Origin of the sequence: Massilia scottii (genome assembly GCF_030846495.1) — a bacterium.
Taxonomy (GTDB): domain Bacteria; phylum Pseudomonadota; class Gammaproteobacteria; order Burkholderiales; family Burkholderiaceae_D; genus Telluria_A; species Telluria_A violaceinigra.
In genome coordinates this window covers 186,473-205,853 of the sequence record NZ_JAVCWM010000006.1, presented here as the reverse complement: position 1 = coordinate 205,853, position 19,381 = coordinate 186,473, and the positions used below count along the sequence as shown (strand labels likewise).

At 62.4% G+C, this 19,381-nt stretch carries 20 protein-coding genes; 8 read left to right on the top strand and 12 right to left on the bottom strand.

The window, feature by feature from the left end:
* Positions 1–4: 4 nt before the first annotated feature.
* A complete protein-coding gene (locus RBA41_RS10420) occupies positions 5–559 on the bottom strand; it encodes a cob(I)yrinic acid a,c-diamide adenosyltransferase (protein WP_306623597.1) in 555 nt (184 codons plus the stop codon).
* Positions 560–632: 73 nt separating this feature from the next.
* Here RBA41_RS10420 and RBA41_RS10415 point away from each other — a divergent pair, with 73 nt between their 5' ends.
* Genes RBA41_RS10415 through glcF form a run of 3 tightly spaced genes read left to right on the top strand, consistent with a single transcriptional unit; the run spans position 633 to position 4,409 of the window.
* Complete coding sequence (locus RBA41_RS10415) at positions 633–2,114, top strand: FAD-linked oxidase C-terminal domain-containing protein (protein ID WP_306623595.1); 1,482 nt, start codon at positions 633–635, stop codon at positions 2,112–2,114.
* 1 nt (position 2,115) lies between these two features.
* Entirely contained in the window at positions 2,116–3,183 is a 1,068-nt protein-coding gene (gene glcE / locus RBA41_RS10410) for a glycolate oxidase subunit GlcE (RefSeq protein ID WP_374709527.1), read from the top strand.
* Positions 3,183–4,409: a glycolate oxidase subunit GlcF gene (gene glcF, locus RBA41_RS10405; protein WP_306623591.1), complete on the top strand. Its 1,227-nt coding sequence runs from the start codon at positions 3,183–3,185 to the stop codon at positions 4,407–4,409. Before glcE ends, glcF begins: the two co-directional genes overlap by 1 nt.
* A 2-nt stretch (positions 4,410–4,411) precedes the next feature.
* On the opposite strand, the gene RBA41_RS10400 is transcribed toward glcF, so the two are convergent.
* The 4 genes from RBA41_RS10400 to RBA41_RS10385 form a co-directional block, all read right to left on the bottom strand.
* Entirely contained in the window at positions 4,412–4,633 is a 222-nt protein-coding gene (locus RBA41_RS10400) for a hypothetical protein (RefSeq protein WP_306623589.1), read from the bottom strand.
* A gap of 265 nt (positions 4,634–4,898) precedes the next feature.
* Positions 4,899–5,384 (bottom strand): glutathione peroxidase, encoded by a 486-nt coding sequence (locus RBA41_RS10395; RefSeq protein WP_306623587.1) that lies wholly within the window; start codon positions 5,382–5,384, stop codon positions 4,899–4,901.
* A complete protein-coding gene (locus tag RBA41_RS10390) occupies positions 5,381–6,517 on the bottom strand; it encodes a PilT/PilU family type 4a pilus ATPase (RefSeq protein ID WP_306623585.1) in 1,137 nt (378 codons plus the stop codon). Before RBA41_RS10390 ends, RBA41_RS10395 begins: the two co-directional genes overlap by 4 nt.
* Before the next feature lie 16 nt (positions 6,518–6,533).
* On the bottom strand, positions 6,534–7,577 hold the full coding sequence (locus RBA41_RS10385; RefSeq protein ID WP_099874375.1) for a type IV pilus twitching motility protein PilT: 1,044 nt from the start codon (positions 7,575–7,577) through the stop codon (positions 6,534–6,536).
* 91 nt (positions 7,578–7,668) lie between these two features.
* On the opposite strand from RBA41_RS10385, the gene RBA41_RS10380 reads away from it, so the two are divergent.
* The 4 genes from RBA41_RS10380 to RBA41_RS10365 all read left to right on the top strand — a co-directional run bounded on the left by RBA41_RS10380 (position 7,669) and on the right by RBA41_RS10365 (position 11,426).
* Positions 7,669–8,370, top strand: a complete 702-nt coding sequence (locus RBA41_RS10380) for a YggS family pyridoxal phosphate-dependent enzyme (RefSeq protein WP_306623583.1) — start codon at positions 7,669–7,671, stop codon at positions 8,368–8,370.
* Positions 8,371–8,405: 35 nt separating this feature from the next.
* Positions 8,406–9,221 (top strand): pyrroline-5-carboxylate reductase, encoded by an 816-nt coding sequence (proC, locus tag RBA41_RS10375; protein ID WP_306623580.1) that lies wholly within the window; start codon positions 8,406–8,408, stop codon positions 9,219–9,221.
* 194 nt (positions 9,222–9,415) lie between these two features.
* Positions 9,416–10,003, top strand: a complete 588-nt coding sequence (locus RBA41_RS10370) for a YdcF family protein (RefSeq protein ID WP_306623578.1) — start codon at positions 9,416–9,418, stop codon at positions 10,001–10,003.
* Positions 10,004–10,460: 457 nt separating this feature from the next.
* Positions 10,461–11,426: a peptidylprolyl isomerase gene (locus RBA41_RS10365; protein WP_306623575.1), complete on the top strand. Its 966-nt coding sequence runs from the start codon at positions 10,461–10,463 to the stop codon at positions 11,424–11,426.
* A 132-nt stretch (positions 11,427–11,558) separates the two neighbouring features.
* On the opposite strand, the gene RBA41_RS10360 is transcribed toward RBA41_RS10365, so the two are convergent.
* From RBA41_RS10360 to RBA41_RS10330, 7 genes are all read right to left on the bottom strand, one after another.
* Positions 11,559–11,861 (bottom strand): hypothetical protein, encoded by a 303-nt coding sequence (locus RBA41_RS10360; protein WP_306623574.1) that lies wholly within the window; start codon positions 11,859–11,861, stop codon positions 11,559–11,561.
* Positions 11,854–12,231 (bottom strand): phage holin family protein, encoded by a 378-nt coding sequence (locus RBA41_RS10355; RefSeq protein ID WP_306623573.1) that lies wholly within the window; start codon positions 12,229–12,231, stop codon positions 11,854–11,856. Before RBA41_RS10355 ends, RBA41_RS10360 begins: the two co-directional genes overlap by 8 nt.
* Before the next feature lie 5 nt (positions 12,232–12,236).
* Positions 12,237–12,557, bottom strand: a complete 321-nt coding sequence (locus RBA41_RS10350; RefSeq protein WP_306623571.1) for an ElaB/YgaM/YqjD family protein — start codon at positions 12,555–12,557, stop codon at positions 12,237–12,239.
* Positions 12,558–12,663: 106 nt separating this feature from the next.
* Positions 12,664–13,518 (bottom strand): 4-hydroxybenzoate octaprenyltransferase, encoded by an 855-nt coding sequence (gene ubiA, locus RBA41_RS10345; RefSeq protein WP_306623569.1) that lies wholly within the window; start codon positions 13,516–13,518, stop codon positions 12,664–12,666.
* Between the two features lie 104 nt (positions 13,519–13,622).
* The gene (locus RBA41_RS10340; protein WP_306623567.1) at positions 13,623–15,638 is read right to left on the bottom strand and encodes a hybrid sensor histidine kinase/response regulator; all 2,016 of its coding nucleotides are present in this window, start codon (positions 15,636–15,638) and stop codon (positions 13,623–13,625) included.
* A gap of 7 nt (positions 15,639–15,645) precedes the next feature.
* Positions 15,646–16,794, bottom strand: coding sequence for an acyl-CoA dehydrogenase family protein (locus tag RBA41_RS10335; protein WP_306623565.1), 1,149 nt, complete (start codon positions 16,792–16,794; stop codon positions 15,646–15,648).
* A gap of 281 nt (positions 16,795–17,075) precedes the next feature.
* Positions 17,076–18,032: a hydrogen peroxide-inducible genes activator gene (locus tag RBA41_RS10330; RefSeq protein ID WP_306623563.1), complete on the bottom strand. Its 957-nt coding sequence runs from the start codon at positions 18,030–18,032 to the stop codon at positions 17,076–17,078.
* Positions 18,033–18,185: 153 nt separating this feature from the next.
* On the opposite strand from RBA41_RS10330, the gene RBA41_RS10325 reads away from it, so the two are divergent.
* A complete protein-coding gene (locus RBA41_RS10325) occupies positions 18,186–19,364 on the top strand; it encodes a PilT/PilU family type 4a pilus ATPase (RefSeq protein WP_306623561.1) in 1,179 nt (392 codons plus the stop codon).
* Positions 19,365–19,381 lie beyond the last annotated feature (17 nt).

The window sequence follows — 19,381 nt, the reverse complement described above, 5'->3', positions numbered from 1 at the left end:
CGGCTTAGCCCCGCTTGCGCTCATGCTGCCACAGCACGTCGCTGCCGCCCGCGAAGCGGTTCAACACGCGCGAGAGCACGAACATCAGGTCCGACAAGCGGTTCACGTACTGGCGCGGTTGGTCGTTGATGGTTTCGGTTTTGCCGAGCGTGACGATGCTGCGCTCCGCGCGCCTGCACACCGTGCGGCATACGTGCGCAATCGACGCCGCGCGCGAGCCGGCCGGCAGGATGAAATCCTTCAGCGGCGGCAGGTCGGCATTGTATTTTTCGAGCAGGTCGTCCAGCCGCGCCACATGCTCGTCGGTGATCAAGGTGTAGCCGGGGATGCAGATCTCGCCGCCGAGGTCGAACAGGTCGTGCTGGATCGAGACCAGTTCCTCGCGCAGCTCGGCCGGCATGTCTTCGCACAGCAGCAGGCCGACGAAGGAATTGAGTTCGTCGACTTCGCCCAGGGTGTGCACGCGCACGCTGTCTTTTTCGGTGCGGCTGCCGTCACCGAGGCCGGTGGTGCCGTTGTCGCCGGTGCGGGTGGCGATTTTTGAAAGTCGGTTGCCCATGATTGTTTTCCGGTAGCTGAATCATAATCAGGCAGGATACGACAAAAGCGGCGATAACGCATACAATCGATGCATGTCCGCCTCCCTTCCCATCGATCCCGAACGCAGGCAGCAGGTCGCCCAGGCGCTGCTGGCAGTGCTGCCGGAACGCTGCGTGCTGTCCGACCCCGAAGACACCCGCCCTTACGAGTGCGACGGCCTGGCCGCCTACCGCCAGCTGCCGATGATCGTCACCTTGCCCGACGACGAGGAGCAGGTACTGGCCATCCTCAACGTTTGCCGGGAACTGAACGTGCCGATCGTGCCGCGCGGCGCCGGCACCGGCTTGTCGGGCGGGGCGCTGCCGATCGCCGACGGCGTGGTGCTGTCGACTGCGCGCATGAACCGCATCATGCGCATGGAGCCGTATGCGCGGCTGGCGGTGGTGCAGCCGGGCGTGCGCAACCTGGCCATTTCCGACGCGGCCGCGCCGCACGGCCTGTATTACGCCCCCGATCCGTCCTCGCAGATCGCCTGCACCATCGCCGGCAACGTGGCCGAAAATTCGGGCGGCGTGCATTGCCTCAAATACGGACTCACCGTGCATAACGTGCTGCGCGTGCGCGTGGCCACCATCGATGGCGACATCATCGAACTTGGCGGCGAGGCGCTCGATGCACCGGGCCTGGACCTGCTGGCCGTATTCATCGGCTCCGAGGGCATGCTGGGCATTGTGACCGAAGTGACGGTCAGGCTCATTCCCAAGCCGGCCACCGCGCGCGTGATCATGGCCTCGTTCGACAACGTTGTCACCGGCGGCAATGCGGTGGCCAGCGTGATTGCCGCCGGCATCATCCCGGCCGGGCTGGAGATGATGGACCAGACCTCCGCGCGCATGGTCGAACCGTTCGTGCGCGCCGGCTACGACACCGATGCCGCAGCGATTCTGCTGTGCGAAGCGGACGGCACCCAGCTGGAGGTGGACGAGGAAATCGGGCGCATGTCGGCGGTGCTGCAGGCTGCCGGCGCAAGCGCCATCGCCGTGTCGCAGAGCGAGGCCGAACGCCTGCGCTTCTGGTCGGGCCGCAAGAATGCCTTTCCCGCGGCGGGCCGCATCTCGCCCGACTACTACTGCATGGACGGCACCATCCCGCGCAAGAACCTGGCGCAGGTGCTGACCGGGATCGCGCAGATGGAAGTGACCTACGGCCTGCGCTGCGCCAACGTGTTTCACGCCGGCGACGGCAACCTGCATCCGCTGATCCTTTTCGACGCCAACCAGCCGGGCGAATTCGATCGCGCCGAAGCGTTTGGCGCAGCCATCCTGGCGCTGTGCGTCGACGTGGGCGGCACCATCACCGGCGAGCATGGCGTGGGCATGGAGAAGATCAATTCGATGTGCGTGCAGTTCACGCGAGCCGAACTCGATGCCTTCTTTGCCGTCAAGCGCGCCTTCGATGCGCCGCACCTGCTCAATCCCGACAAGGCCATCCCCACGCTGAACCGCTGCGCCGAATTCGGCAAGATGCGCGTCAGTGGCGGCGTGCTGCCTTTCGCCGGCCTGCCGCGTTTCTGACATGGGAGACAATGTGCAGCAGATCGAACAATTCAGGGAACAGGTGCTGGCGGCGGCGCGCGCTGGCCGCGCCCTGCGCATTCGCGGTGGCGGCACCAAGGACTGGTACGGCCAGGCCAGCGATGGCGATATTCTCGACACGCGTAGCTTCAGCGGCATCGTCGACTACGAGCCGACGGAGCTGGTCATCACCGCGCGCTGCGGTACGCCGCTGGCCGAGATCGAGGCGGCGCTGGCCGAACGTAAGCAGATGCTGGCGTTCGAGCCACCGCACTTCGGCGCCGGCGCCACCATCGGCGGCGTGGTCGCCAGCGGCCTGTCCGGCCCGCGCCGCGCCAGCAGCGGTGCGCTGCGCGACTTCGTGCTCGGCGCCGTCCTCATGGACGGCAAGGGCGAGGTGCTCACCTTCGGCGGCCAGGTCATGAAGAACGTGGCCGGCTACGACGTATCGCGCCTGCTGGCCGGTTCCATGGGCACGCTGGGGCTGATGCTGCAGCATTCCATCAAGGTGCTGCCGCGCGCGCTGTGCGACATCACCTTGCGCTTTGCGATGGACGAAATCGAAGCGCTGCGGCGCCTGAACGAATGGGCCGGCCTGCCGCTGCCGATATCGGCCAGTTGCTGGCATGCCGGCGTGCTCACCTTGCGCCTGTCGGGCGCCCAGGCGGCGGTGGATGCTGCCGCGCGCACGCTGGGCGGGCAGCCGGTCGATGACGGCGCCGCCTTCTGGGCTGCGCTGCGCGAGCAGCGGCATGCGTTCTTCGATGGCGATGCCAGCCTGTGGCGCCTGTCGGTGCCCTCTAGCACGGGCGCCATCATCCTGCGTGGCGCGCAGTTGATCGAGTGGGGCGGCGCGCAGCGCTGGCTCAAGGTCGATGCCGACGCGGCGATGGCGCACAATATGCGGCGCGCGGTGACGGCGGTGGGCGGCCATGCGACGCTGTTCCGGGGCGGCGACAAGCGCATCGGCGTGTTCCAGCCGCTGGCGCCCGGCGTCGCCAGGATTCATCAACGCCTGAAGGCGGCCTTCGATCCGTCGCAGGTTTTCAATCCCGGACGGATGTACTGATGCAAACCAACCTTGCCGATTTCATCAAGGGCACGCTAGAGGGCGACGAAGCCGAGGCGATCCTGCGCGCCTGCGTTCACTGCGGCTTCTGCACCGCCACCTGTCCCACTTACCAGCTGCTGGGAGATGAACTCGACGGCCCGCGCGGACGCATCTACCTGATCAAGCAGGTGCTGGAAGGTGCGCCGGTCACCGTCAAGACCCAGACCCACCTTGACCGCTGCCTGACTTGCCGCAACTGCGAGACGACCTGTCCGTCGGGTGTGCGCTATGGGCGGTTGGCCGACATCGGCCGCAGGGTGGTCGAAGAGCGCGTCCAGCGTCCGCTCGGTGAACGCATCAAGCGCGCGGTGCTCAAGGAAGCGCTGCCGCGCGCCTGGATCTTCAGGCCGACGTTCAAGATGGGACAGCTATTCCGGCCGCTGCTCGCGCCCGCGCTGCAGGACAAGCTGCCCAAAACGCGCAGTGCCGGCCACTGGCCGGCGCGCGAACATGCGCGCAAGATGCTGGTGCTGCAAGGCTGCGTGCAAAGCACCATGGCGCCCGATATCAACGCCGCCACGGCGCGCGTGCTCGACGCCTTCGGCGTGCAGCTGCTGGCCGCGCCCAAGGCGGGCTGCTGCGGCGCGCTACGCTACCATCTGAACGACCAGGAAGGCGGCCTCGATGACATGCGCCGCAATGTCGACGCCTGGTGGCCGCTGGTCGAGGGCGGGCATATCGAGGCGATCGTGATGACTGCGTCGGGCTGCGGCGTCACGGTCAAGGAATACGGGCACCTGCTGGCGCACGACAGCGCCTACGCCGCCAAGGCCGCGCGCATTGCGATGCTGACGCGCGACCTGAGCGAAATCATGCCGCAGTTCGAGGCCGAACTGGGAGTGAAGCTGAAAGGGAGAGGAGCGAAGCGGGTGGCGTTTCATCCGCCTTGCACCCTGCAGCACGGACAGCAGATCCGCGGCAAGGTGGAAGGGGTGTTGCGTGCTGCCGGCATCGATGTGACGCTGTGCGCCGACAGCCATCTGTGCTGCGGTTCGGCCGGCACCTATTCGGTGCTGCAGCCTGCGCTGGCGACTGAACTACGGGACCGCAAGCTGGCCAGTTTGCAGGCCACCAACCCGGAGGTGATTGTGTCGGCCAATATCGGCTGCCAGACTCACCTCCAATCGGGCACGGAGACGCCCGTTGCGCACTGGATCGAGTTGATCGATCAGGCGCTGGCCTGAGATTACGCGGCCAGTTTTGCTTTTTCCGCCGCGGTCAGGCGCTTGCCGGTGACGACGATGGTGGTCATGTCGGCCTTGGCTTCGGCATCGGCCTTGGCGGCAGCGGCCGGCGACGTCGGTGCGGCGCTGCGGGCGCGCGGTGCTTCAGCGGAGGCCATGGCGGTGACAAAGGTCAGTGCAACTGCGGCGATGACGACGGCTTCCATGTTCTTCACGATGTTCATATCGATCCTTTTTCAATGTGTTTGTTTGGTATGTACACATTATGCGGCATCGCAACATATAACTCCAATTTCAAATTAGAATGTTCGTCATTCACGGCTTGAATGATGTAAGCACATTATTTGATGAAGGTTATTTGGTTTGTGAATGCAGAAGGCGGCCGTTGTTTCCGCCAATGGCAGGAACGACGGCGGTGGCAGGCATGCGAGGGAGGTTGTCGGCGTGCGACGGAGGTGGCGAGCAGGCGAGGACTGGGAAAAGCTGTGCCTATTCAGCCAGCAGCTTTTCGATATCCCCGACCAGCTCTTCCGGCTTGGTCATTGTTGCGTAGCGCTTGTACACGCTGCCGTCTTTCCTGATCAGGAACTTGGTGAAGTTCCACTTGATCCGCTCGGTGCCCAGCAAACCGGGCGCCGCTTTCTTCAAGTGCTGGAACAGCGGATGCGCGTTTTCGCCATTGACATCGATCTTGGCAAACAGCGGAAACGTGACGCCGTAGTTCTTCTCGCAGAACGCGCCGATCTCGCTTTCGCTGCCCGGTTCCTGTCCGCCGAACTGATTGCACGGAAAACCGAGCACCGCCACGCCCTTGTTCCTGAACTGCTGGTACACGACTTCAAGGCCCTTGTACTGCGGCGTGTAGCCGCAGGCGCTGGCCGTGTTCACGACCAGCACAACCTGGCCCTTGTACATGGCCAGGTCCACCGGCGTGCCCGAAATATCAGCCGCCTTGAAATCGAGTGCGCCCGTCACACGATGCCCAGATGCTCGGTGCCGTGCGAGAGGTCGCGGTTCTTGGCTTCCTTGCCGTTCAACTTGATGTTCAGGCGCAGGTCATTGACCGAGTCGGCGTTGCGCAACGCGTCTTCGTAGGTGATCTTGTCCAATTCGTGCAGGTCGAACAGCGCCTGGTCGAAAGTCTGCATGCCCAGTTCGCGCGACTTTTTCATGATCTCCTTGATCTCGTGCACATCGCCCTTGAAGATCAGGTCCGAAATGAGCGGGGAGTTGAGCATGATTTCGATCGCCACGCAGCGGCCCTTGGCTTCCTTCATCGGAATCAGTCGCTGCGACACCATGCCCTTCAAGTTCAGCGACAAGTCCATCAGCAGCTGCTGGCGGCGCTCTTCGGGGAAGAAGTTGATGATGCGGTCGAGCGCCTGGTTGGCGCTGTTGGCGTGCAGGGTGGCCATGCACAGGTGACCGGTTTCGGCGAAGGCGATCGCGTGTTCCATCGTTTCGCGGTCGCGGATCTCGCCGATCTGGATCACGTCCGGCGCCTGGCGCAGCGAGTTTTTCAGCGCGACTTCAAACGACTCGGTATCGACGCCCACTTCGCGTTGCGTGATCACGCAGTTCTTGTGCGGGTGAACGTATTCGACCGGGTCTTCGATCGTGATGATATGTCCATAGCTGTTTTCGTTGCGGTGCCCGACCATGGCCGCCAGCGTCGTCGATTTACCCGAACCGGTTGCGCCGACCATGATCACCAGGCCACGCTTGGTCATCACGATCTCTTTCAGGATTTCCGGCAGGCCCAGATCGTCCAGGCGCGGAATGGCGGTGGTGATGGTACGCAGCACCATGCCGACAGAACTCATCTGGATAAAGGCCGACACCCGGAACCGTCCCAGGTCGCCCGGGCTGATCGCGAAGTTCGATTCCTTGGTCAGCTCGAAGCCGGCGGTCTGCTTGTCGTTCATGATCGCACGCGCCAGGTCGGCGGTGTGCGACGGCGTGAGCGGCTGGGCCGACACCGGGGTGATCTTGCCGTCGATCTTGATCGCCGGCGGAAAACCGGCCGTGATGAACAGGTCGGAGCCGCCCTTGCTGGTCATCAGACGCAGAAGGTCGAACATGAATTTTGAGGCCTGGTCGCGTTCCATTAATGTGTCCTAAAAATTAGCCGGGGAAGTTTTCCGGCGTTTTGGCGGCCGAACGCGCAGCAGCGCCGGAAATGACGTTGCGGCGAACCAGATCGGTCAGGTTCTGGTCCAGCGTCTGCATGCCGACCGAGCTGCCGGTCTGGATCGCGGAGTACATCTGCGCGATCTTCGCTTCGCGAATCAGGTTGCGGATCGCCGGCGTGCCGATCATGATTTCGTGCGCGGCGATACGGCCGGAGCCGTCCTTGGTCTTGAGCAGCGTCTGCGAAACGACGGCCTGCAGCGATTCGGACAACATCGCGCGGACCATCTCTTTTTCTTCGGACGGGAACACGTCGACGATACGGTCGATGGTTTTCGCGGCCGAGGAGGTGTGCAGCGTGCCGAAGACAAGGTGGCCCGTTTCCGCGGCCGACAGGGCCAGGCGGATGGTTTCCAGGTCGCGCAGCTCGCCCACCAGGATGCAGTCCGGGTCTTCGCGCAGCGCCGAGCGCAGTGCGTTATTGAACGAGAGCGTGTGCGGGCCGACTTCGCGCTGGTTGATCAGGCACTTCTTCGAGTCGTGCACGAATTCGATCGGGTCTTCGATGGTCAGGATGTGGCCATACTCGTTTTCGTTGAGGTGGTTGACCATCGCCGCCAGGGTCGTCGACTTGCCCGAACCGGTCGGGCCGGTGACCAGCACCAGGCCGCGCGGACGCATTGCCAGTTCGGCGAAAATGCGCGGGGCATTCAAGTCTTCCAGGCTCAGGATTTTTGAAGGAATGGTCCGCAGTACCGCCGACGCGCCGCGCTCCTGATTGAAGGCGTTGACGCGGAAGCGCGCCAGGCCCGGAATCGCAAACGAGAAATCGCATTCGAGCATTTCTTCGTACTGCTTGCGCTGGCCGTCATTCATGATGTCATAGATCATGCCGTGCACATCCTTGTGCTCCAGCGGCGGCAGATTGATGCGGCGAACGTCGCCGTGCACGCGTATCATCGGCGGCAAGCCGGATGAGAGGTGCAAATCGGATGCCTTGTTCTTGACGGAGAATGCGAGTAATTCGGAGATGTCCATTTATAATCCCTGTGCCGTGAATGGGCGCGTGCCGATGGTGTGCGCATTTCGCAACGACCGACCTGCATTGAATTGCCCGCCGAAAATGATTATGTCCACAATCGTCCAGAACTTGCAAGCTGTCGATGCGAGTATTGTTGCTGCGGCCGACGCCGCAGGCCGCTCCCGGAACGACGTGCAATTGCTCGCCGTTTCCAAGACTTTTCCTGCCGAGGCTGTACTTGAAGCCGCTGCCGCCGGGCAGTATGCGTTCGGAGAGAATTACTTGCAAGAAGCATTGGATAAAATTGCCGCGGTTTCGCACGCGCTGCCTGCTTCGCCGATGGAATGGCACTTCATCGGCCCTATACAGAGCAACAAGACGCGCCCGATCGCGGCCAGCTTCGCATGGGTGCATACCGTCGAACGGCTCAAGATAGCGCAGCGCTTATCGGAACAACGCCCGCCCGAACTGGGGCCCCTGAATGTTTGTCTGCAGGTTAACATCAGTGGTGAGGCTAGCAAGAGTGGTGTCACACCGGAAGCATTGCCGGAATTGGCACGCGCAGTGGCGCAACTGCCACACTTGCGCCTGCGCGGGCTGATGGCGATCCCGGAAGCGCAGGCGCAGGTCGACCGGCAGCGCGCCGCCTTTCGCCAGTTGCGGGTGCTGTACGACCGGCTGCGCGCGGACGGACTGGCGCTCGATACGCTGTCGATGGGCATGTCGGCCGACCTGGGCGCGGCGATTGCGGAAGGCGCGACCATTGTGCGGGTCGGCAGCGCGATTTTCGGATCGCGGCAATACGAGTAACAACATCAACGAAGAGCGGACTAATAAGGGTGGCTATGAAGATTGCGTTTATCGGTGGTGGAAACATGGCGTCGGCGCTGATCGCCGGCCTGGCCGGCAAGCTGGCCGCGGGTGCGGATATTCACGTGGTCGATCCGAATGCCGATGCGCTGGCGCGGCTCAAGGCGCAGCATGGCGTGAGCACCAGCGGTGCGATCGATGGCGCGCTGGCTGGGTGCGATGCGATCGTGCTGGCGGTCAAACCGCAGCAGATGCGCGAGGTGGCGGCGGCGCTGCTGCCGCAGTTGACCGGGGCGCCATTGATTTTATCGATTGCGGCGGGCATCCGGGCGGCGGATTTGTCGCGCTGGCTCGGTGGTTATGGCGCGATTGTGCGGACCATGCCGAATACCCCGGCGCTGATCGGGCTTGGCATCACCGGCATAGTGGCCACGGCGGGCGTGAGCGAAGCGCAGAAGGCGGCGGCGGACGGCATCATGAAGGCCGTGGGCCAGACCGTGTGGCTCGATGGCGAGGATATGATCGATCCGGTGACGGCGGTGTCGGGCAGCGGGCCGGCGTATGTGTTTTACTTTATCGAGGCGATGCAGCAGGCGGCCGAGGAGATGGGCTTGTCGGCGCAGCAGGGCAAGCAGCTGGCGCTGGCCACGTTCACCGGGGCGGCGCAGCTGGCGGCGCAGTCCGATGAGGCGGTGTCGGTGCTCAGGGAGCGCGTGACGTCGAAGGGCGGCACGACCTATGCGGCCTTGAGCAGCATGGAGGACAGTGGCGTGAAGGAGAAGGTAGTTGCCGCGATCAAGGCGGCCGCGGCGCGCGGCAGGGAGTTGGGGGATGAGTTGGGGGCGGGTTGAGTGGCCGTCGTTTCTGGCACTGCCTGAAACGACTTCCCGCGGCTTGGCGCCGGAACGACGCACTAGTTTATACCCTTGGTGTTAGCCCTGATCCGATACAACTCTTGCTTCGTCAAGGTTGAGAATGCCGGGTCTTCGCGTCATGGGGTTATCCTTTGTAGCGTCAAGATTGATGCCCACTTCACGGTAATTGCATGCAAAGCCGCTTCATTAAACCGAAACTTTTGTTGCTTGCGCTGGCTAGTCTTTGGATATGCTGGTGCGTGTATGCAATCGCTTCATTCAAGGACCGCGATCTTCCAGCCCGGTCGGATTGTGCAATCGTTCTTGGCGCTGCCGCATATGGGTCAAAGCCTTCACCGGTGTTTGAAGAACGTATCCGGCATGCCCTCGACCTTTATCGACGCGGCCTTGTCCGCAAACTCATCTTTACTGGAGGAGCTGGTCCGGGAGCCCATATTGCCGAAAGTACCGTTGCTTCCAAGTACGCTGCCCAGGCCGGCGTCCCCTTGTCCGACATTTACACGGAAACCCGGTCACACACGACGCACCAAAATCTTGGCGAGGCCCTCGGCATCATGCGTCAAAGCGGTCTTCGCAGTGCCATTATCGTCAGTGACCCGCTCCATCTCCGAAGAGCCAAGAAAATGGCTAATGATCTTGGTATCGAGGCTGTCACGTCCGCAACTCCAACCACACGGTATCGAAGCTTTTCGACTCGTGCGCCGTTTCTTCTTCGCGAGCTCTACTTCTATCATCACTATCTTGTGATGGGGCACTAGTTGTAGCGGCTTGCGTTTGAAAACGGACGTGCTCGCATTTAACGCCATTTTCGGCTCGAATTGACTGCAAACGAACGGGTGTACGTGCTCACGGTATCTGCAGACTTGCAATCGACGGCGTCAGCTCGCGTCCGGCGGCTGCATGCTCACGCTTAGTGCAAATACCGCCAGCATGGGTATCGTCTCGTTAGGGTCTAGACCATGTGGCGATGGTGTCTCGAATGCATCGTATGAACTCATGTGAAACGGAAAAAACGTCTCGGTAGGACAGCCTCACATAGGTGTACCTGTACGGTACAATCGCCCGCAGGAACTTCGGCTTTCGTTAAGGGTTGTCCGATGCCGGCCGCCGCTGACGAACACGACGAGAATTTGAATGATAGTTAATTGAGGAAACGCACGCACTACGGGCGTAAGGTCTTCGCTATTAAAGTTTTAATGAAAGGATGTCCCACCTATGCCGAAATCTGTTCTGGTCGTGGCTGCACTTGTTTTCGCAATACATGTCTCGGCGTCGGCGCAGCATGTCGCCGCTGTCAACGGCAAGCCGATCACCCAGACTAAGGCCGACCTGAAGCTCGCACAAGCCCTTGCCGAAGGAGCCCCCGCCGATACTGCTCAATTACGGGAATCGATCAAGTTAACCCTGATCGCCACCGAAGTGCTGCGCCAAGAAGCTGACAAACAAGGATTTGCACGACGCCCGGACATCTTGGCCCGCTTGGACCAGATCGCGCAGCGCATCAGTACGAACATCCTGGCCGAGACTATCAAGAATCATCCGACTAAGGAAACCGATGTCCGGGCCGACTTCGAGCGAATCAAGGCCGACATGGCTGGCAGTGCATCTGCGCTGGTGCCGTCAGACGTGGATGATCGATTCGCCATGCGCACGAAAATCCAATTCGCCTTGGACAACGCCACCGAGTTGATCATCGTAAACGCCATGCTGGGCGAGTACGTGCGCCAGAATCCCGTTACGGACGCCGAGATCCAGGCTGAATATGTGCGCATGAAGACGCGCAAGGGAGATACCGAATACCAGGTGCGCCATATCTTGGTCCCCAGCGAGTCCGATGCCACGGCGCTGCTCGCTAGCATCCGCGGCGGCGCCCAGTTTGCGGACTTGGCGCGAGCCCATTCGAAGGATGTGTCCGCCACCAAGGGCGGCCAGCTCGGTTGGACGAGTCCTGTAAGTCTTGTGGCCGAGTTCGCGCAGGCGCTGGTTGCGCTGCGCAAGGGCGAAATGACGCCGCATCCCGTCAGGACGCAATACGGCTACCACCTCATCCAGCTCGAGGACATCCGTCCCGCCATGATTCCAACCCTGGAGGAAACCAAGGCCCCGATCGTGGAAGCGCTGGAATTGCGCAAGCTGCGGGATTTTCGCGAGGCGTTAGTGCGCCGGGCTACTATCGGCTAGCTTGGCGAGAATGCCAACTGCTGTGACTGGCGCAGCGCAGACGGCCACGTGAGTTCGATCAGGCCCATCCATCCCTTATTGCTGAGATGGTTTTGTTTTAGTCTGCAAAGAACTACTGAGCTATCCTCGATTTCAGGTATGTTTTTTACGCACCAGCCCCATCACACTGCGCGCAGCCTTGATCAGCGACAGACCCATGGTCAGCATCGGCAGCACCTTGCCCGATTTGGCCATGACCAATCCAGCCACCGTCCCGATAATCCCCAGCGGCAGCTTCATTCCGCCGCCGCCGAACAGTTTGCCGATCCCGCCTGTCGGATGACTCAAGGGGGTCATCAGCGCGCCAATCTCGCGCGCCGCATCGCGCCGCTGCATCGAACACTGCACAATCAGCGCCTCGCGCCGTTCGGCCAGCGACAGCTTATCGTTACTCATCGGCGTGCCCCGCATTCCTGATGAAATTGACGTCCTTGTTCAGTTCAGCCACGGTCGCTCCCAGCAGACGCGGCCGCGCGTCGAAACTGCGCTTGACCTGCATCGCAATCAGGCCGCCGGCGACGCCGAACAGCGCCGCCATGGCGCCAATGGCTTCGAGCCGGTAGCTGTCCCAGAAAATGACGACCACCAGCAGCACCACCAGCAAGGCGGCGATGCCGAACAGGATCAGCGACGCCAGCGCAAGCACGACATACCCAAGAAAGCGTTGCAGCTCCTCCTGCACCTCGACGGCGGCCAGTTCCAGCCGCGTTTGCACCATGGCGACCAGAGTCGCCCCGATCCGCCCCACCGATTCGGCGATCGCCATGCGCCTTACCTGCGCGAAATGAGCATGCCGATGATGCAGCCGGCTGCAGCACCGATCCCGACCGCTTTCCACGGGTTTTCTTGCACGTACTCGTCAGTCGCCTTGGCCGCGACCTTGGTTTTATGGACCACCGCTTCTTCCAGGCGAATCAGGTCCGCCTTGGCGCTCGTCAGGGTGCGCTCGAACTTGGCCTTGGCCGCCTGCAGTTCGTCGCCGGTCAGCTGGCTGCCGTGGCGCAGCCACTGTTCGGCATCCTGGATCACGGATTTCAGGTCGTTCATCAACTGGTCGCGCGCGCCTGGTTTGGTTGGGATGGATTCGATCATGTTTGTTACCTCGTAAGTGAATTTATAGGAAAGCCCAGTGTACCGTACGCGTCGATGTCGATCTTGCACGTTAGCAACATTGACTTTCTGTGTTATCGGAACAACATCAGCTGAAAGCGTAGTCTAACGCCACACCGGCAAAAAGGGCCGCACCCAACCAATTGTTGTGGCGAAAAGCGGCAAAACAAGCCATGCGTTCGCGTCCACGGATCAAAGTGTAGTGATAAAGCGCCACCGCGGCGGCCACGGCGACGCCGCCGACGAACCAGCCGCGCAAGCCTTCGAGCCAGCCGCACACGAGGATGATGGCCAGCGCGGCGCCGTAGCACAGCATGACGGCGGCCACGTCGAAGCGGCCGAAGGTGATGGCCGAAGTGCGGATGCCGATCTTGAGGTCATCGTCGCGGTCGACCATGGCGTATTCGGTGTCGTAGGCCACGGCCCAGAACACATTGGCCACCAGCAGCCACCAGGCCACGGCCGGCACCCGGTCCTGCACGGCGGCAAAACCCATCGGGATGCCGAAGCCGAAGGCAATGCCCAGGTAGGCCTGGGGAATGGCGAAAAAGCGCTTGAAGTAGGGATAGCTGCCGGCGATGATGACCGCGGCCACGGAGAGCTGCTTGGTCAGGGTGTTGAGCGGCAGGATCAGCAGGAAGGAAATGATGGCCAGGGTGGCGGCGACGGCCAGCGCTTCCCAGCTCTTGATGCGCCCGCTCGTGAGGGGACGTTCGGCGGTGCGCTTGACGTGCTTGTCGATGTCGCGGTCGGCGTAATCGTTGATGGCGCAGCCGGCCGAACGCATCAGGACGGTGCCGAGGGTGAAGATGACAACGACGGCGGGGTCGGGCCTGCCGCGGGCGGCAATCCAGAGGGCGATCAGCGTGGGCCAGAGCAGCAGCAGGATGCCGATCGGCTTGTCCAGCCGGACCAGGCGGAAGTACAGCGACAACTTGTTCATGGTTGGGTCGCTGGCGCGACTGTCGTGGGCGAGCCTTGGATTTTACTGTGTTTGGATGGAGGCGTGAACGCCGCGTTGCACAGGCAAGCCACGCGCACCCTCGCTCAGCGAACCGGCTGGTCCTGGCGCGCCAGAAGCGCTGTCAGCGTGGCCACCAGTTCCGTCACGATATATGGCTTTGCCACATGGGCCTGAAAACCGGCATCGAACGCCCTCTGGCGATCGAGGGGGCCGGCGAAGGCGGTCAGGGCGACCGCCGGCAGCGTGTCGCCCGCAAAGCCGCGCCGGCGTATCTCGCCGATCAGCTGGTAGCCATCCATCTGCGGCATGCCGATATCGCTAACGACCATGTCGAGCGCCTCGCTCCCGAGCAAATCGAGCGCAATGAGCGCCGATGCTGCCGTGAGCACGTGCGCGCCATGTGCGCTGAGCACGTCCTTAACCAGCTCGCGCGTATCGGCGGCGTCTTCCACGAGGAGAATGCGGCGCTGTGCAAGCATGCGCGACTGCGCCGCCGGCAACGCCGGGTGCTGGCGGGCAGGCCCTGTGCCGTCTCCCGCGCAGGCAACAGGAAAGCGCAGCGTAAAGCTGGTGCCGAGGCCGCGCCCCGGACTGGTCACCGCAATGGTTCCTGCATGCAGTTCGGCGAGCTGTTTCGCAATCGACAGGCCGATTCCCAGGCCGCCAAAGCGGCGCGTGCTCGAGGCGTCTTCCTGGCCGAATTTGTCGAACACATACGGCAGGAATTCGGCAGCGATGCCGCACCCGGTGTCTTCGATGACGATCTGCACGAGGCTGTGCGGGACGAGGGACGCGCGCACGTGAACCGTGCCTCCTTCCGGCGTGAACTTGATTGCATTACTCAGGATATTGTAGAGCACCTGCTGGAGCCGGTGCACGTCGCCCGCGATCGTCACCGCGCCGACTGCATATTGCGTCACCAGCTTGAGCTGCCTGGCGCCGGTCATCGCCTGCACCGAATCGGTGGCCGCGCGCAGCAGGTCGACCACCGCGATGTCGTGCAGCTCCAGGGTGAGCTTGCCGGTGACGATCGCGGACACATCCAGCAGATCCTCGATCAGCTTGGCCTGCAGTTTGGCATTGCGTTCGATAATATCCAGCGAGTACTGCAGGTCGGGCGCGTCGCGGTGCTGTATGCGCAGGAGTTGAGTCCGACCGATGACAGCACTGAGCGGCGTGCGCAGCTCATGCGAGAGCAGGGCAAGGAACTCGTCCTTGAGGCGCCCGAGGCGCTCGGCATTGTGGCGCCCCGCGCGTTCCGTTTCGATGGCGCGCACGACGTCGGAGACATCGCGCGCCGAGATCGAGGTACCGATAAACGTGTGGTGTTCATCCTGCACCCGCGCCAGCGACACTTCCAGGTGCAGCGTTTGCGCATCGATGACGGTGCTCATTTTCGCTGTCAATGGCGATGCGCCGGCATGGATACGCGCCAGTAGCGCATCGAGCATGGCTGACCAGAACGGCAGCTCGGCAGCCTGCTGATTGTGCCGCGGGCGGCACTGGAACAGCCGCTCCGCCCCCGTGCTCCAATACAGGACGTTATCGTGCGGGCCCAGCGAGAAAATCGCATCCGACGAGTGCTGCAGCAAACTGGCCAGGTAATGCTCCGAAATCACCGATTGGCGATAGGCGACGCTATCGACCGGTTTGGGTTCCGCCAGACGGACGTTGGCGCGGTCCAGGGTGGTCCGCAGGCGCGAACGCTGGCGGCTTGCCTGCACTGCGCGCATCAACTTCTCGCCCAGGCGCGGATCGCCCAGCGCCACCAGGGACCAGTTCGGACCGAGCATGGGCACATACCGCAATTCGGTTTGCACCGCCTCGAACTGTTCCCCGGCAGGTACGAAGAGAATTTGTCCGACCGGCCAGACAGTGCGGATCTGCCGGGCGACCGAGGCGGCATTGCCTATGCCCGGCCCGACCAGAACGACAGACGGTTCGCGGCCCTGGCCGATCAGTTCCTGGATGGACTCGACGGCGTTGGCCGGCGCAGCCAGAACCGCGTCGAGTTGCTGCTCCTTGAGCGGCTGCGCGAGCGCGCCATCGATGTCCGCGTGCGGGTCCGGGACGACGAGAAAGATGAGTTTATAGTTCACGGCGCGCTTACAGTAGCGGCAAGCCCAGCAAAGAGCGCCCGGTCCAGATTTTCAGCATATCGGTCGTGGGAGACATCACATGCCCGGCGCGTGCATCGCGCAGCATCTGGCTCACCCGGCTGTTCTCGCGGTAGGCGATCCCGCCGCACATCGTCATCGCTTCATTGGTGACCGCCACGGCGGTCTCGGCGGCATCGGCCTTGCAGGACAAGATGAACGGGAGCGCGTCCGGGTCGCCGCGGTCGCCGCGCTCTCCGGCTGCGTACAGCAGCTGCCGTGTCTTTTCGATGGACCTCCACAGGTCGGCGTACTTCATCTGCAACTGCTCTATGTGGCGCAACGATTCGCCGGTATGGTTGTAGCGCCGCGTGCGCAGATGCTCGCCAACGGCCTCGAGTGCGGATTGCGCGATGCCGAGGTAACTGCCCGCCATTGCCATGAGAAAGTAGGGCGCGATGACTTCAAACACGTACCAGATCTGGTCGCCAGTATCGCCCAACAGATTGGTGAGCGGTACACGCGCATCGGTGAGGCGCATGCCGCGTGAAGAGTTTCCGCGCATGCCGAAGCCGTGCCAAGGTTCGAGCCATTCGACCCCGGCAGCGTCGCTGTCGACGATCAGGCAGCTCAAGTCGCCAATTTCGCCGGAATCCGGACTCAGTGCCGAGATCACGTACGAGTCGGCGCGCCCGCCGTTGGTGACGAACTGCTTGGTTCCATTGACCAGGAACTGGCCTCCGGCGAGGGTGATCAGCGTTTCGGAAAGATAGAAATTGGCGCCGGTCCCGCTTTCGGACAGGGCCAGGGTGGTGATATGCTCCCCGCGCGCAATCTTGCTCAGGTAATTCTCGGATTGGTAGGATGTCGCCTTGGCGGCGATCACTGCCGTCCCCACGCAATGCATGCCGAAGCACAGCGCGGACGACGGGCAGGCCTTGCCCAGCGTTTCGGTCAGCACCGCCAGCGCGAGAAGGCCCTGGCCATGGCCGCCGAGTTGTTCAGGCACTTGCAGCCCCATCAGCCCGGCCTTCGACAGCGCGGCCATCGAACGGGCAGGCCAGGCGGCCTCGCTGTCGACCGCGGAAGCGAAAGGAGCGATCTCGCTGGCGACGGTCGCCGCGGTATCTTTCAGGCTGAGTAGTTTGGTCGCAAACATGTGGGCATCCAGTCCTGTCGAAAAAGCGAGCTCCGCGGCAGATCCGGGAAGGTGGCGCCAGACGCGATATGTGTCGCTTAGGTAAATACGATTGTAGCGTTTTTGCTATCGGAACATATTTTCAATGGACGCAATCGAACGGTCCGGGGCGGACCTCGTTTTCCCGCCGCGTGGGGTTGGGGCGCGACCTTGCCAAGCCTGCCGCAGGCATGCTGGCGATGGCCAAGAGTGCGCCGAGGAGGCGCTCCCGGACCCGGGCCTGGCCGGCCCAGGCGTGCCGATCATGATGCCTCGGGTTGCATATTCCGGTCGGGCACGAACATGTCGACGCCCGGCAGGTCGCAGGCGGCAACCGCCTCGCACACCGCTTCGATCGCGGCGCGGCGGGTGAAACTCTTGCGCCAGACGATGACCACGCGGCGCTCGGGCACCGGCGCCTCGAACGGCACGAAGGCCAGCATGCTGCTGCGCGACTGCATGTCGGGCACCGAGGCGCGCGGCAGCACGGTCAGGCCGATGCCGCTGGCTACCATGTGGCGGATCGTTTCCAGCGACGAGCCTTCAAAGGTACGCTGCATGCCGTTGCCCGGCGACGAGAAGCGCGCCATTTCCGGACACACTTCCAGCACCTGGTCGCGGAAACAGTGACCGTTGCCTAATAACAACATCGTTTCGGATTTCAAATCCTGGGCCGAGATAGCGCTGCGCTTGGCCCACGGATGGTTTTGCGGCACGGCCACGACGAACGGTTCGTCGTACAGGGTTTGCATCGACATGCCATGGTCCGGCAGCGGCAGCGCCATGATGGCCGCGTCCAGTTCGCCCTGGCGCAGCAGTTCGAGCAGGCGCACGGTGAAGTTTTCCTGCAAGATCAGCGGCATCTGCGGCACCCGCTCGATGATGTTCTTCACCAGCGGCGGCAGCAGGTACGGGCCGATGGTGTAGATCACGCCCAGGCGCAGGGGCCCGGCCAGCGGGTCCTTGTTCTGCTTGGCGAGTTCCTTGATGGCGGCCGTCTGTTCCAGCACGCGTTCGGCCTGCGCGATGATCTGCGCCCCGAGCGGGGTGACGGAAATTTCCGCGCCCCCGCGCTCGAACAGCACCACGCCGAGCTCGTCTTCGAGCTTTTTGATAGCGACCGACAACGTGGGTTGGGCGACGTAACACGCTTCGGCGGCGTGTCCGAAATGTCTCGCACGCGCGACGGCAACGATATATTTCAGTTCAGTCAGGGTCATAAGGGTGCGGGCAGGAAGAAGACAGGCGCGGCGCGACTGTCGTGACACGAAGTTGCTTATGCGTCAGCAAAGAAATTATATTCTACCGGAATGCAGTCGATATAATTGTGCCGCAGGCGGATTTTCGCCCTGCCGACCATTTGAAAGGCGAGCATGTCCACCACTTTTGGCCCTCTGGAAGCGCAGGCCTACATCCATAAATTACTGACCGTGATGCACCATCAGGGCGGCTCCGACCTGTTCATCTCGGCCGATTTTCCTCCGAGCATGAAGTTTCAGGGCTCCATGAAACCGATGAGCCAGCAAAAGCTCACCGGCGAAGTCACGCGTGCGCTGGCCCTGTCGTTAATGAACGACAAGCAACGCAATGAGTTCGAGAAGGAAATGGAATGTAATTTTGCAATTTCTTTGCCGAATGTGTGTCGTTTCCGCGTCAATGTCTACGTGCAGCAGCAGTGCGTGGCGATGGTGGTGCGGACAATCGCGTCCGAAATCCCGAATTTCGAGAAACTCGACCTGCCGGAAGTGCTGAAAGAGGTCGTGATGACCAAGCGCGGCCTGGTGCTGGTGGTAGGCGGCACGGGCTCGGGCAAGTCGACCACCCTGGCGGCGATGATCGATTACCGCAATGCCAATTCGGCGGGGCACATCATCACGGTGGAAGACCCGGTCGAGTACGTCCACAGGAACAAGAGCTGCCTGATCACCCACCGCGAAGTGGGGGTGGACACCCATTCGTGGCACGCGGCGCTGAAAAACACCCTGCGCCAGGCGCCGGACGTGATCCTGATCGGCGAGATCCGCGATACCGAGACGATGGAGCACGCGATCGCGTTCGCCGAGACGGGCCATCTGTGCCTGGGCACCCTGCACGCGAATAACTCGAACCAGACCATGGACCGGATCATCAACTTCTTCCCGGAAGAGCGGCGCAACCAGTTGCTGATGGACCTGTCGTCGAACCTGCGCGCGATCGTCTCGCAGCGGCTGGTGCGCACGGAAGACGGCAAGGGGCGCAAGGCGGCGATCGAGATCTTGCTCAATACGGCCACGATCAGCGAGATGATCCTGAAGGGGAATTTCCAGTCGATCAAGGAGATCATGCACAAGTCGCGCGAGCTGGGCATGTGCACCTTCGACCAGGCGCTGTACGAGTTGTACAACCGCGGGCAGATCGGCTACGACGAAGCGATCCGCAACGCCGACTCGGCCAACGGCCTGCGCCTGCAGATCAAACTGCGCGGCGACCGCAAGGAACCCGGCACCGCCACCGCATCGCGCTCGAACGATTTGTCGATGGCGGTCGATGAGGATGAGGAAGAGGCAGAGTAAGCTCTTCATCGTTACCG